The organism is Mesorhizobium sp. L-2-11 (genome assembly GCF_016756595.1).
Taxonomy (GTDB): domain Bacteria; phylum Pseudomonadota; class Alphaproteobacteria; order Rhizobiales; family Rhizobiaceae; genus Mesorhizobium.
Map to the genome: position 1 here is coordinate 5429329 of NZ_AP023257.1, position 12362 is coordinate 5441690.

At 61.3% G+C, this 12362-nt stretch carries 13 protein-coding genes; 6 read left to right on the forward strand and 7 right to left on the reverse strand.

Annotated elements, in window-relative coordinates:
• Positions 1 to 128 precede the first annotated feature (128 nt).
• From JG739_RS25940 to JG739_RS25960, 5 genes are all read right to left on the reverse strand, one after another.
• A complete protein-coding gene (locus JG739_RS25940; RefSeq protein ID WP_202364000.1) occupies positions 129 to 1049 on the reverse strand; it encodes a pirin family protein in 921 nt (306 codons plus the stop codon).
• A gap of 10 nt (positions 1050 to 1059) precedes the next feature.
• Positions 1060 to 1326: a DUF2277 domain-containing protein gene (locus JG739_RS25945; protein WP_202364001.1), complete on the reverse strand. Its 267-nt coding sequence runs from the start codon at positions 1324 to 1326 to the stop codon at positions 1060 to 1062.
• A 111-nt stretch (positions 1327 to 1437) separates the two neighbouring features.
• Positions 1438 to 1689 carry an exodeoxyribonuclease VII small subunit gene (locus JG739_RS25950; RefSeq protein WP_023799340.1) on the reverse strand — a complete coding sequence of 84 codons (252 nt, stop codon included), beginning with the start codon at positions 1687 to 1689 and terminating at the stop codon, positions 1438 to 1440.
• 3 nt (positions 1690 to 1692) lie between these two features.
• Entirely contained in the window at positions 1693 to 2619 is a 927-nt protein-coding gene (locus tag JG739_RS25955) for a histone deacetylase family protein (RefSeq protein ID WP_202367645.1), read from the reverse strand.
• A gap of 213 nt (positions 2620 to 2832) precedes the next feature.
• Complete coding sequence (locus tag JG739_RS25960; RefSeq protein WP_202364002.1) at positions 2833 to 3477, reverse strand: TetR/AcrR family transcriptional regulator; 645 nt, start codon at positions 3475 to 3477, stop codon at positions 2833 to 2835.
• Between the two features lie 119 nt (positions 3478 to 3596).
• On the opposite strand from JG739_RS25960, the gene JG739_RS25965 reads away from it, so the two are divergent.
• Positions 3597 to 4820 (forward strand): MFS transporter, encoded by a 1224-nt coding sequence (locus JG739_RS25965; RefSeq protein WP_202364003.1) that lies wholly within the window; start codon positions 3597 to 3599, stop codon positions 4818 to 4820.
• A 183-nt stretch (positions 4821 to 5003) separates the two neighbouring features.
• Here the strand turns inward: JG739_RS25965 and ribB are convergent, their stop codons facing one another.
• Entirely contained in the window at positions 5004 to 6104 is a 1101-nt protein-coding gene (gene ribB / locus JG739_RS25970; protein WP_091596005.1) for a 3,4-dihydroxy-2-butanone-4-phosphate synthase, read from the reverse strand.
• 108 nt (positions 6105 to 6212) lie between these two features.
• Positions 6213 to 7322, reverse strand: a complete 1110-nt coding sequence (aroC, locus tag JG739_RS25975) for a chorismate synthase (protein ID WP_202364004.1) — start codon at positions 7320 to 7322, stop codon at positions 6213 to 6215.
• A gap of 291 nt (positions 7323 to 7613) precedes the next feature.
• On the opposite strand from aroC, the gene JG739_RS25980 reads away from it, so the two are divergent.
• The 5 genes from JG739_RS25980 (at position 7614) to JG739_RS26000 (ending at position 12347) form a co-directional block, all read left to right on the forward strand.
• Entirely contained in the window at positions 7614 to 7877 is a 264-nt protein-coding gene (locus tag JG739_RS25980; RefSeq protein ID WP_031254973.1) for a DUF1344 domain-containing protein, read from the forward strand.
• An 815-nt stretch (positions 7878 to 8692) separates the two neighbouring features.
• A complete protein-coding gene (locus tag JG739_RS25985) occupies positions 8693 to 9994 on the forward strand; it encodes a sensor histidine kinase (protein WP_244749577.1) in 1302 nt (433 codons plus the stop codon).
• 125 nt (positions 9995 to 10119) lie between these two features.
• On the forward strand, positions 10120 to 10794 hold the full coding sequence (locus JG739_RS25990) for a response regulator transcription factor (RefSeq protein ID WP_202364005.1): 675 nt from the start codon (positions 10120 to 10122) through the stop codon (positions 10792 to 10794).
• A gap of 145 nt (positions 10795 to 10939) precedes the next feature.
• Entirely contained in the window at positions 10940 to 11578 is a 639-nt protein-coding gene (locus tag JG739_RS25995; RefSeq protein ID WP_202364006.1) for an RNA polymerase sigma factor, read from the forward strand.
• Positions 11579 to 11588: 10 nt separating this feature from the next.
• A complete protein-coding gene (locus JG739_RS26000) occupies positions 11589 to 12347 on the forward strand; it encodes an anti-sigma factor family protein (protein ID WP_244749578.1) in 759 nt (252 codons plus the stop codon).
• Positions 12348 to 12362: the final 15 nt, after the last annotated feature.

Consider the following 12362-nt stretch of genomic DNA (forward strand, 5'->3'; position numbering starts at 1 on the left):
AGTAGGCCTGCTTTTTATTCACCTGCGAAATAGGCTGCTGGCCGGCGAATGTAAATGCGTGTGAGTGACGCGGCTCAGATTCAAAGTGTTAAGGTTTCCTTTGCGTGTCCAAAACCGCGCGCGGCGCTCTAATTGTCCGGCAGAGGAATGAACTCTTCTTCATCGCCAGGAACGATATCGAAGCGGCCTGTCTTCCACTCTTCTTTCGCCTGTTCGATGCGTTCCTTCGACGATGACACGAAATTCCACCAGATGTAGCGCTTGGAGCCGAGCGAGGCACCGCCGAACAGCATGAAATGGGCGCCTCCCTCCGACGACACGACGATCTCGTCGCCGGGCCGGAACACCAGCAGCCGCTCCGCCGGAAAGCGGTCGCCGGAGATCGAAACCTCGCCTTGCAACGTATAGATGGCGCGCTCCTCGGCATCGGCAGGGATTTTCACGCTGGCGCCGGGCGCCAGGCTGAGGTCTGCATAGAGCGTGTCCGAAGCGGTCGCGACCGGAGATCGCAGCCCGGAAAATGCGCCAATGACAACGCGTCCGCTGACGCCGTCAGCGTCGATCTCGGGCAGACGCATGGCCGCCGTATTCTCAAAGACCGGATCGACCTCCTCTTTATCGTCCGGCAGCGCCAGCCATGTCTGCAGGCCGGAAACCGACATCGGCGCACCGCGCAGTTCCTGCGGCGTACGCTCGGAATGGACGATGCCGCGACCGGCGGTCATCAAATTCACGTCGCCGGGCTGGATGACCATTTCGGTGCCGAGCGAATCTCGATGCCTGATCCTGCCGTCGAACAGGTAAGTGACCGTCGACAGGCCGATATGGGGATGAGGACGGACATCGAGCGCCTGGCCTGCCCGCAAAATCGCCGGTCCCATGCGATCGAAGAAGATGAAGGGACCGACCAGCCGACGCTTGGCGGTCGGCAAGGCACGACGCACCTGAAAGCCGCCAATGTCCTTGGCATTCGGAATAACCATCAGTTCGATCTGGTCGCTGGCGAAGGCGTCACCGGGCAGAGGGTCGTTTCCGGGGAAGAAGCTCATGCGGTCTTCCTCAGGCGAAGCGGAGTGCAGACCTGGCTTTCGCCTTGGCCGCCACCTCTTCGCGATTGCGCGGATGCTGTGTCGTCTCGAGGCTGTCCAGCAATTCGCGCGCCGACGCGGCTATGGCCTCAACGGCGTGGTCGAACGCATGCTGGTTCTGTTTCGACGGCCGCGTCGTTCCGCTCAGCTTGCGGACAAACTGAAGTGCGGCATCGCGGACCTCGTCATCGGTTGCCGGCGGATCGAAATTGAACAGTGTCTTGATGTTTCTGCACATCGTTCGCAATCTCCTCTCGTCCTGGAGCCGTTTCAAGCGGGATGAGTATTATCCTCAACCATGATCATGTCGAAAAGCCGCCCGGCGAAATCTGTCGTTCGGGACCGCGCATTACTCCGCGTCCAGCGGCTCTGTCCCCACCGGTTTGCCGTCGCGCGAAAGCCTGATCTTCTCGACCTTGTCCTCGGCCGCCTTGAGCAGCCGGTCGCAATGAAGCTTCAGCGCCTCGCCGCGCTCATAGATGCGGATCGACTGGTCGAGCGGCACGTCGCCGCGCTCCAGATCATCGACGATTTTCTCCAGCGCGTCGAGCGCCTGCTCGAAGCTCATCGCCTTGACGTCTTCGTTGCTCTCACCAGCCATCGTCTATCCTTTCATCAGTCGCCCGACATGGGCGGCGACCGAAAATGCCAATCCCTGCAGATCGTAGCCGCCCTCGAGCAGGCTGACGAGCCGGTTGTCGCTGTGGCGACCGGCGCGCTGTATCAACTGGCCGGTTGCCCAGTCGAAATCGTCCTCGGTCAGGTTGATCTCGGCCAACGGATCTCGGTGGTGCGCGTCGAAGCCGGCCGAAATGATGATGAGGTCGGGCGCGAAATTGTCGAGCGCCGGCAAGATCCGCGACAGGAAAGCGTCGCGGAAAACCTCGCTGCCGGTCTGTGGCGCCAGCGGCGCGTTGACGATGTTGCCGACGCCGGTTTCGCTCACCGCCCCGGTCCCTGGATAAAGCGGCATCTGGTGCGTCGAGCAATAGAGCACCGACGGATCGTCCCAGAAAATATCCTGCGTGCCATTGCCGTGATGGACGTCCCAGTCGACGATGGCAACACGCTCAGCCTGGTGCTGCCTTTGCGCGTAGCGCGCCGCGATCGCCGCGGTGTTGAACAGGCAAAAGCCCATGGACGTGGTCTTTTCGGCGTGGTGGCCGGGCGGCCTGGCGGCAACAAAGACATTGGCCACGTCGCCCCGAAAGACATCGTCGACGGCGGCGTTGGCAGCGCCGATCGCCGTGACGGCCGCCTGCCAGCTTTTCGGGCTGGCCGTGGTGTCGGCGTCGACACGAGCGATACCGGTGTCCGGTATCATGGCTCGTACCCGTTCGACGAATTCCTGCGGGTGTGCGTAGCGGATGGTGGCCTCGTCGCCTTCCGGCGCCTCGGCACGATCAAGGGCCGCAAAGGCCTCGTCGTCGAGCACGCGCTCGATGGCGCGCAGGCGGTCCGGCCGCTCCGGATGACCGGGCGGCGTTATATGCTCGAGAAAGATCGGGTGGGTATAAAGCCTTGTGACCATGTCCCCGATATAGGCGCGCCCGGCGGGTTTGACCATGTTTTGCAACCGCCAAAGGCAGACGTTCAACAGGGTTTAGGCGTTGGCTGCTGGTTGGGTCCGGCGCGAGCCACCGACCGAGACCAGCGCCTTCTCCTGGAGCTGCCCGAATTTTGAGACGCGCTTCGGCCGTCCCATTCGAGGTCGCGCCTTGGCTTTGGTGGTCTTGATACCGGCTCAGGCCGGCGATTTGTCCACCTCAGCCGGTGCTTGTGGACGGCCAGCGCTGCGGCCTTGCCTGAGCAGTCCCTCCAAAAGCACGTTGAACGCCTTCACCGCCTTTTTCGACGTCGCTTCTGGATTTTCCGAATTTGCGATCCACTGCGCGGCATGCAGCGAGGCGCCGCTGACCAGCCTTGCTGCGGCTTCGGGATCAACGGCAACGATGGTTCCCTCGTCCCGCAGCTTTTGAAGGTTCTCGCTCATCGAGCGGATGCATTCGTTCTGGCTCGGCCATTGCGAAGGATCGCCGAGCACCGCCGGTCCGTCGCGAAGAACGATGCGCTGGATCTCCGGCTCCAGCGCCATCTCGATATAGGCGGTGCATTCGTCGACAAAGCCCTGCCAGAGAGTGTCAGCCCTGGCCGAAACGATCTTCAACCGGGCCAACATTTCCGCGTCGATCTCGGCGATGACCGCCTGGAGAAGGCCCTTCTTGTCGCCGAAGTGATGATAAAGCGCGCCGCGCGTCAGCCCGGCCGATGCGGTGAAGTCGTCCATCGAGGCCTCGGCATAGCCGACAGTGCCAAAGGCATGGCGCGCCGCCGCGACCAGTTTGGCGCGGGTTTCGGCGATCATCTCCTTGCGTGGTTTGTGCCCCATTCGCCGATTCCTTCACATACGTCTCGTATATAATTTGACATACGCTCCGTATGTCATTACCTGATTTGCATACGCCACGTATATAAGTGGCTCGGCCTCAAAAATCCAGGAGTGTTCTCATGCCCAATCCCTATCGCGAAATCTTCAAGGCAAGGGGAGCCAAGGGCTTCGCCGCAGCCGGCTTCGTCGCCCGGATGCCGATGGCCATGGCTCCGATCGGAATCGTCGCGATGCTGTCGCAGACGCACGGCGAGTACTGGCTGGCCGGCGCCGTCTCCGCGACATATGCGCTGGCCAATGCTTTTGTCGCGCCGCAGATATCGCGACTGGTGGACCGCCTCGGCCAGGCGCGGGTTGTTGTGCCCACCACCGTCATTTCCGTGCTCGCCTTCGTGGTGCTGATTGCGGCCACCAATCAGGACTGGCCGATTTGGACATTGTTCGTATCAGCGCTGCTGGCCGCCGCGATGCCCAGCATCCCAGCGATGGTGCGCGCGCGCTGGACAGAACTCTTCCGGGATCGCCCCGAGATGAACACAGCGTTCGCCTTCGAGTCGGCGGCCGACGAGCTGGTCTATATCGCCGGAGCTTCGCTATCGGTGGGCCTGAGTGTCGCGCTTTTCCCGGAAGCGGGAATGTTGGCGAGCACATTGTTCCTCGCCTTCGGCTCGACAGCCCTCATCCTGCAGCGCTCGACCGAGCCGCGCGTGCGACCGGTCGACCAGGGTTCGCGCGGCTCGGCAATCCGCCTGCGGCCGGTCCAGATCATCACCTTCGCCCTGATCTTCATCGGTGCGACCTTCGCGACCACCGAGGTGAGCACCGTGGCGATCACCAAGGAGCTCGGCCAGCCGGGCGCTGCCAGCCTCGTTATCGGCGTCTACGCTCTCGGATCGTTCGTCGTCGGCATCGTCCTCGGCGCACTGAACCTGAAAACACCGCTGCAAATTCAGCTTGCCATCGCAGTCGCCGTCATCGCGATTACCACGCTGCCGGTGCTTGTCGCAGACACGGTGCCGCTTCTGGCGCTGGCTGTCTTCGTTAGCGGTGTGGCGATCTCGCCGACCTTCATCACGGCGTTCGGCCTGATCGAGCGGCGCGTGCCGGAATCGATGCTGACCGAGGGCGTGACCTGGGTCATGACCGGCATAGGCATCGGCATGGCGCTCGGCTCCTTCGCCGCTGGATGGGTGGTGGACGCCTTCGGTGCACAGAGCGGGTTCCTGGTGTCGGTGGCGGCGGGCACAATCGCGCTGATCACCGTGTTGCTCGGAATGCGCAGCCTTGCCACGGGCGATAGTGACATCTCCGCGCGCGACGCCGCCGCGGTTCCTGCCGAATAGTCTTCATGCGTCCGGTCGCAAGCGGACCGGACGCATGCCGACGATCCGCTAAACCCTAAAGCGCGTCGCGTCTGAGGGGATTCATGCGACGCGCTTTAAGTTTTTGTTTTATGCATGTCGTCGTCCCCGAACCGCTGCGGACCCGCGGGTCAAGCCCGAGGGCATGCTTTTGGGCGACATGCATTAGAGAATCTCGGTCTTGGCGATATGGATGCCGAAACCTTCAAGGCCGACATAGTGGCGTTCGCGCGAGGCGATCAGGTTGATCGAGGAAATGCCCAGATCCTTCAAGATTTGCGCACCGAGGCCGATCTCGCGCCATTCGCTTTCGCGGCGGCGGGCCTCTTCATGGTCCTCGCGGTCGCCGGCGGCCGGCCGGTTGCGCTCCTGGTGGGCGACGCCGACGGACCCTTCGCGCAGATAGACGATGACGCCGCGCCGACGCTCGCCCATCGATTTCATGATGCCGTCCAGCCTGTGGCCGGTGCCGAAAACGTCCGTCACGACATCCTCGGAATGCAGTCGCACCGGCACCTCCTCGCCGTCGCGGATGTCGCCGAAGACGATCGCCACATGGTGCATCGAATCCCAGGGCAGCGTGTAGGTGAAGACCTGCGCCTTGCCGCCGGGCGTGTCGATCTCCGAACAGGCGACACGCTCGACCAGCGTTTCCTTGCGCTGGCGATAGGCGATGAGGTCGGCTACCGAAATCTGCTTCAAACCGTTCTTTTCGGCGAAGGCCTGCACCTGCGGGCCGCGCATCACCGTGCCGTCATCATTGACCAGCTCGGAAATGACACCGACCGGCGGCAGGCCGGCAAGCTTGCACAAATCGACCGCAGCCTCTGTATGGCCCGAACGCATCAGCACACCGCCTTCGCGCGCAATCAGCGGGAAGATGTGGCCGGGGCGGACGAAATCGGAGGCGCCGACATTGCCGTTGGCAAGGTTGCGCACGGTCAATGTGCGGTCGTCGGCCGAAATGCCCGTCGTGGTGCCGTGCTTGAAATCGACACTGACGGTGAAGGCGGTGGTGTGGGCCGAGTCATTGTCGGCGACCATCGGCGACAGGTTGAGGCGCTTGGCCTCGTCGCGCGGCATCGGCGTGCAGACGATGCCGGAGGTGTTGCGGACGATGAACGCCATCTTTTCCGGCGTGCAATGGACGGCGGCGACGATCAGGTCGCCCTCGTTCTCGCGCCCGTCATCGTCCATGACGACGACAATCTCGCCGCGTTCGAAGGCGCGCAGGGCTTCGACGATCTTCTTCTGGTCGTAAGGCATAGGTGCTCGCTTTGCTCGCAGGGGAATAGGGGAGTAGGGCAGTAAGGGAATAGGGAAAAGGGAAAATTTGCTGTCTCGGCGGGCGGCGTAACATACTGCCCTACTGCCCTACTGCCCTACTCCCCTCCCTGTCTGTCCCCGATGACGCAGATAGTGATCGGCGATCGCGCAGGCAACCATCGCCTCGCCGATCGGCACGGCGCGGATGCCGACGCACGGATCGTGACGTCCCTTGGTCATGATCTCGACGTCGTTGCCGTCCTTGTCGATCGACTTTCGCGGGGTCAGGATCGACGAGGTCGGCTTGACGGCGAAGCGCGCGACGATCGCCTGGCCAGTCGAGATGCCGCCGAGGATGCCGCCGGCATTGTTGGACAGGAAGACCGGTTTGCCGTCATTGCCGATGCGCATCTCGTCGGCATTCTCTTCGCCGGTGATGCGAGCGGCCTCGAACCCGTTGCCGATCTCGACACCCTTGACGGCATTGATCGACATCAGGCCCGAGGCGATGTCCTGATCGAGCTTGGCGTAGATCGGCGCGCCCAGGCCTGCCGGAACGCCGTCGGCGACGATCTCAATTACCGCGCCGACCGAGGAACCCGCCTTGCGGATGCCATCAAGATAGGCGGCGAAGACGGCGACCGATGCCGGATCGGGCGTAAAGAATGGGTTTTCGGCGTCGCCCACGAAATTCCAGTTCCAGTTGGCGCGGTCGATCGATTTTTCTCCCATCGACACCAGCGCGCCGCGCACGATCATGCCGGGCACGACTTTGCGGGCCAAGGCTCCGGCCGCCACCCGCGCCGCCGTCTCGCGGGCCGACGAACGGCCGCCACCGCGATAATCGCGCAGGCCGTATTTGATGTCGTAGGTATAATCGGCATGACCCGGTCGGTATTGGCGGGCGATCTCGCCATAATCCTTGGAGCGCTGGTCGACATTCTCGATGACCATCGACACCGGCGTGCCGGTGGTGATCATGGTCTCGCCGTCGTCATCCAGGATGAAGCCGGACAGGATCTTGACCTCGTCGGGTTCGCGACGCTGCGTCACGAAACGCGATTGACCCGGGCGGCGTTTGTCGAGTTCGGCCTGGACCTCGGCGCGCGTGAAGCGGATGCCGGGCGGACAGCCGTCGACCACGCAGCCGAGCGCTGGGCCATGGCTTTCGCCCCAGGTGGTGACGCGGAAAAGATGGCCAAAAGTATTGTGAGACATGAAAACCAGCCCTGCCGGCGCCGAGCCGGCTTAGCACATGACCCCGAAAACCCGGAGCGATTTTCGGGAAGGATCATGCGCAAAATCAAAAGTGCCACAGCGCCCTTCTGTGTCAGGACGCCGGCGCAGTAGCTGCGTTCTATTGGCGTTTTCCGCAGTGGTCAAACTGTGATCCTGACGGATTTAGTTTTGACACATTCGGTTGGTTTCTGCTTCCCTCGAACCGTCTGTTGAACACCGTCTGTTGAACACCCGCCGCCACCGAGCCGGCGCAATGATAAGAGGACGATGATGCGTATCCCGATCGGCGCCGTTGCCGCCATGTTGCTGATTTCCACCGCCGCCTTTGCCGGCCAAACCGAAGGCCTGATCAAAGAGATCGACAAGGAAACGTTGACGCTGACACTCGACGACGGCAAATCCTACAAGCTGAACGCCGAAACCGATCTCGAAGCGCTGAAACCCGGCATGGACATCGTGATCGCGTACGACGAGACAAACGGCGAGAACATCATCACCGACATGCAATTGCCGGACAGCGATTCAACCGAATAGACTCAATTCCGTCAGGGCGGTGCTGGCTATTCTCGCGAGCAACGCGACCGGCTCCAGCTGGCGATGGATCTCGGTTTTGGCGAAGACGGCTTTCAGCTGATTCCTGGCGGTTTCGTAAGCGAACTCGCAAGTCATCCGCGACGGCCTTCAACCCTGCGCCCGATGAAACCCGGCAAGCCAGTCTTGCCTCGGTGAGGCGTCCGGCTGAACTTAACCTCTCACGGTGAAGTCGCTAAATTCGGGCGGCACGACTGCATTCTCACCAATTTCTAACCTGAATCTCCCGTATCCTTAACAGCGGGGCCTCTATGTTTGCTCTGTGCTAAATCGGCGTCGGGGAAATGTTGCGCCGATCCGTGCGAGCCATCCTGCACGGTGCTCTTCGCTGCCGCGAAGGGGGACGTGAGTATTCATGAATCCGATCGGTTTCGGGTTCTCAACGCCAATGGACACCGATGGGCATCAGGTCTCGCATTCTTGTATTTCAGCTCATTGTCGTGGGGGCAGTCGTGATGATGGCGGCTATCGTCTACATCACCATTCGCTCGACGACCTACTACACTCAGCGCGTGCAATGGGCCAACAACCAACTGGAAGCTGTCACCGCACTTACGGTCAACGCCAACCGATATTCTGAGCAGATCGCCGAGTTCCTGTTGATTGGCGAACCGGAGCGTCCCGACTACGAGAGCGCCCGCGCCGAGCTTGAGGCGGGATTCGAAAAGCTCGCGCAACTGACCAGGGGAGAGGCTGAGTTTCTCGGGCGCAGCAGCGAACAGGAGGACAGCGGTGACGAGATCTTCCGCATCACTCGGATGCGCGCGCTCTACGGAGAAATCGCCAAAGCCACGTCTGACGCAATCAATTTTCGCAACCAGGGGCGCCAGGAAGACGCGGTCAGGATTTTTCGCCGGGACATCGAGAATCGTTTCGACGCCGAGTTCGAAAACATCCTGGAAGCCGCGCGGCGCGACGAAGAGGAAGAGGTTGTGAGAACCGAGTTGCAGGCAGAAGCACTGTGGCGACGCCTGACCTGGATGACGGCCGCGCTTGCGTTGGCTGCTGTGGTTCTCTGCTTTGCCGCTGCTTTCCTTCTCGCCCGATCATTGATGCGCCCGATCAGCCTTCTGACCGAAGGCACAGAGGCGATCAGTCGTGGTGATCTCGACCACCGGATCGCCTTTGATGGCCGCGACGAACTTGGTGCGCTCGCCAGGCGGTTCAACGAAATGGCCACACATCAGCAAGACCAGCGCGACCGGCTGCTCAACGCCAAAGCAGAACTCGAGCAGCAAGTTGCCGCACGAACGGCAGAGCTTGCCGCGGCGAACCAGCGGTTGACCGAGCTCGACCGGTTGCGCGTCCAGTTCCTTGCCGACATCAGCCATGAACTGCGCACGCCGCTGACGGCGCTTCGCGGTGAAGCGGAAATTCCGCTGCGCCATGGTTCAAAGCCAGAGGCAGTGTACCGCGATGCGCTCGAACGGATTGTCACTCAGAGCCTGGAGATGGGACGCCTCGTCGACGATCTCGTGTTTCTGTCTCGTTCGGAAACCGATACAATACGCTTCGAGGCCCGCCGAACGGACCTCGTGAGCATCGTCGCCGATGCCGTCCACGAGGGCGAAATCCTGGGGCGCGCCAAGGGCATCTCGATCAAGGCGGCCTACATCACACGTCCGGTTTGGGTCACTGCCGACGCGCAGCGGCTCAAACAGGCTCTCGTCATAATTCTGGACAATGCCATAAAATATTCTCCGCGCGATCGCTCGGTGAACGTGAATATAACGGTTATGGACGGGCATGCAGAGATTGCGATACGCGACAAGGGTTTGGGCATTCCAGCCGAGGAAATACCCAAAGTGTTCGAGCGATTTTATCGTGGCCGAAGCCCAAGGGCGTCGCGCCAACTTGGCAGTGGCCTCGGTCTGGCGATTGCGAAATGGCTCATCGAAAAGCATCGTGGCGAGATTGCGCTCACCAGCGAGGTCGGGTCTTTTACTGAAGTCGTGGTCCGGCTTCCACGCGCTGATGCAACCGCGTCTGCGGATGCGAACGCGGATGCCGCCGTGGTCGTTCTGAAAAAGAGGCTGCGTGCAAAAGCCGGCTCGGAATAATGAACGACCTCCTTCGTTTCCTGGATTACGATAGTTGAGGCGGGAGCTTGGCGGAATGACCGCGCCCACCGTGAGGCGGGAATTTCTCTCACTCCCTGCAATACGACCCGGGGACGGAGGTGTTAATGTCAAGGATTCTGCTGGTAGAGGACGACGATCGAATCGTCGGCTTCATCAAGCGAGGACTCGAAGCCGAGGGTTACGTTGTCGACGTGACCGACAGTGGCGGGGATGCGCTGGCGATGGTGCGGGAGACGCCATATGCGCTGATCGTTCTCGACCGCCTGCTTCCAGGGATCGACGGCCTCGAAGTATGTCGCATGCTGCGGCGCGAGCAGCACCAGCATCTTGTCCTGATGCTCACGGCAAGAGACAGCCTGCAGGACAAGGTCGAAGGGCTGAAAGGCGGTGCCGACGACTACCTGACCAAACCTTTCGCCTTCGACGAACTGATCGCGCGCATGGAGGCGCTGCTTCGTCGCGGCTCCAGCACAGGCGCAGACCCAGTCCTCAGGGTTGGCGATCTGGCGCTTGATCCGGTCGGCAAGAAGGTCTGGCGCGGCGAACGCGAGATCAGCCTGACGGCCAAGGAATTCAGGCTGCTCGCGTATCTGATGTCGCACTCCGGCGCTGTGATCAGCAGAACCCGGCTGCTCAACAATGTTTGGGATCTGAGCTTCGACCCGGAAACGAAGGTGGTCGACGTCTACATCCGCTACCTTCGCAGCAAGATCGAAAGCGTGGACGAAAAGCCACTCATAAAAACCGTGCGGGGGTTCGGCTACGTGATATCGGCTTGAAGCCAGCGGGTCACCCACGTTTTCAGGACATAGGCACTTCTCTCACCAAGCTCTAACCTGATGCTTGCCATAGTCTAATCCTGGCCTTTCCGAAATCTAGCCGGACTCCCACGCTGGTTTAGCCGCCGTCGTCATATGCTGCCATATGAAGATACCGACCCACCCCCAATGCGTGCGGAGGCGGCTGACTTCGCCTGGTCCTCAAGAAACCGGAAACTTCGACGTGATTGAGACTGATCAATTCGGAAAGCAGCTTGTTGCATTTCTTCCGAACCTGCGCCGTTTTGCGATTTCCCTTTGCCGTTCCCGCGATCTTGCCGACGATCTGGTGCAGGCGGCTTGCGAACGCGCGCTTGCCAACTCCGAGCGCTTTGAACCTGGAACCCGTTTTGATGCCTGGTTGTTCCGGATTGTGCGAAATTTGTGGATTGATCACATCAGAAGGCAGCGCACGGCCGGCCCGCAGGAAGACATTGAGCAACGGCAGGACCTTGTCGGCGCCTGTGGCGAGCGAGATGTCGAAGCACGCTTTATCCTGAACAGCGTTGCCCAGGCGATTACCGATCTGCCGGACGATCAGCGCGAAATCATTCTCCTGGTCTGCGTCGAGGACCTTTCCTACAGGGAGGCGGCCGGCGTTCTCGAAATACCGATCGGAACGGTGATGAGCCGGCTGGCCCGCGCCAGAAAAAACCTCGCCGAGGCAGTCGGAATAAATCCCGGCTTGCCACGTTCACCGATCACGAAGGGCGAGAACAGAAATGATCAGATGCGAGTTTGCTGACGAAACGCTTATGGCCTTTGCAGACGGCGAACTTGACGACGCGACTGCCGCAGCCATCGAGAAAGCCATGCAACCGGATATCGCCAGCCAGGTCGCCCTGTTCCTGGAAACCCGCATTCAGGTCAAAGAGGCACTGATGCCGGTTCTCGATGAACCCGTTCCCGACCGGCTCAGCCAGTCCGTGCAGCGAATGATCGACGAGGCCAGGCGGCGCAGCGTTCCATCGCACGCCAGCCAGCGCGCGCGTGTCGTTGCCTTCGGGGCGGGGGACAATCGTGCAATGCCGCGCCCCCAGGGATCCCGGATCATGCCGTTGGCTGCTTCGCTGGTTGCAGTCGCTTTTGGGTTCGGCGGATATTTTTTTGGCTTTGCCATCCAAAACCAGCCGCATGGACTTGAGGTGGCAGGGCAGAACAGCCCACTTTCAGAGGCGCTCGGGCAGGTGGCGTCCGGCGCAGAAACCGTGCTGGCAGGCTCCACCGACAGGATCCGTGCCGTAGCCACGTTTCGCGATGGAACCGGTTCCTTGTGCCGCGAATTCGAAATCGATTCCGCCAACCGCTCGACCGTCATATCCGTGGCGTGCCACTCGGATATTGGTTGGGCGGTGAATTTTGCCGTCGTTGCGCCCACGCGCGATGGCGGATATGCACCGGCCTCGTCTACGGAAGCGCTCGATTCCTATCTCGCGGCAACCGGAGCGCATGAGCCTCTGTCACGGGAAGACGAGGCAGCGGCATTGAGATCGTTGGGCCGGGTAGAAGAGTAATGGCAGACACTCCCT

What these genes read in the sequence shown, in the direction of transcription:
- JG739_RS25940 (WP_202364000.1), bottom strand. Translation starts at nt 1,049, where the DNA reads ATGAGCTTCTTCCCCGGAAACGACCCTCTGCCCGGTGACGCCTTCGCC.
- JG739_RS25945 (WP_202364001.1), bottom strand. Translation starts at nt 1,326, where the DNA reads ATGTGCAGAAACATCAAGACACTGTTCAATTTCGATCCGCCGGCAACC.
- JG739_RS25950 (WP_023799340.1), bottom strand. Translation starts at nt 1,689, where the DNA reads ATGGCTGGTGAGAGCAACGAAGACGTCAAGGCGATGAGCTTCGAGCAG.
- JG739_RS25955 (WP_202367645.1), bottom strand. Translation starts at nt 2,619, where the DNA reads ATGGTCACAAGGCTTTATACCCACCCGATCTTTCTCGAGCATATAACG.
- JG739_RS25960 (WP_202364002.1), bottom strand. Translation starts at nt 3,477, where the DNA reads ATGGGGCACAAACCACGCAAGGAGATGATCGCCGAAACCCGCGCCAAA.
- JG739_RS25965 (WP_202364003.1), top strand. Translation starts at nt 3,597, where the DNA reads ATGCCCAATCCCTATCGCGAAATCTTCAAGGCAAGGGGAGCCAAGGGC.
- ribB (WP_091596005.1), bottom strand. Translation starts at nt 6,104, where the DNA reads ATGCCTTACGACCAGAAGAAGATCGTCGAAGCCCTGCGCGCCTTCGAA.
- aroC (WP_202364004.1), bottom strand. Translation starts at nt 7,322, where the DNA reads ATGTCTCACAATACTTTTGGCCATCTTTTCCGCGTCACCACCTGGGGC.
- JG739_RS25980 (WP_031254973.1), top strand. Translation starts at nt 7,614, where the DNA reads ATGCGTATCCCGATCGGCGCCGTTGCCGCCATGTTGCTGATTTCCACC.
- JG739_RS25985 (WP_244749577.1), top strand. Translation starts at nt 8,693, where the DNA reads ATGCGCGCGCTCTACGGAGAAATCGCCAAAGCCACGTCTGACGCAATC.
- JG739_RS25990 (WP_202364005.1), top strand. Translation starts at nt 10,120, where the DNA reads ATGTCAAGGATTCTGCTGGTAGAGGACGACGATCGAATCGTCGGCTTC.
- JG739_RS25995 (WP_202364006.1), top strand. Translation starts at nt 10,940, where the DNA reads ATGAAGATACCGACCCACCCCCAATGCGTGCGGAGGCGGCTGACTTCG.
- JG739_RS26000 (WP_244749578.1), top strand. Translation starts at nt 11,589, where the DNA reads ATGGCCTTTGCAGACGGCGAACTTGACGACGCGACTGCCGCAGCCATC.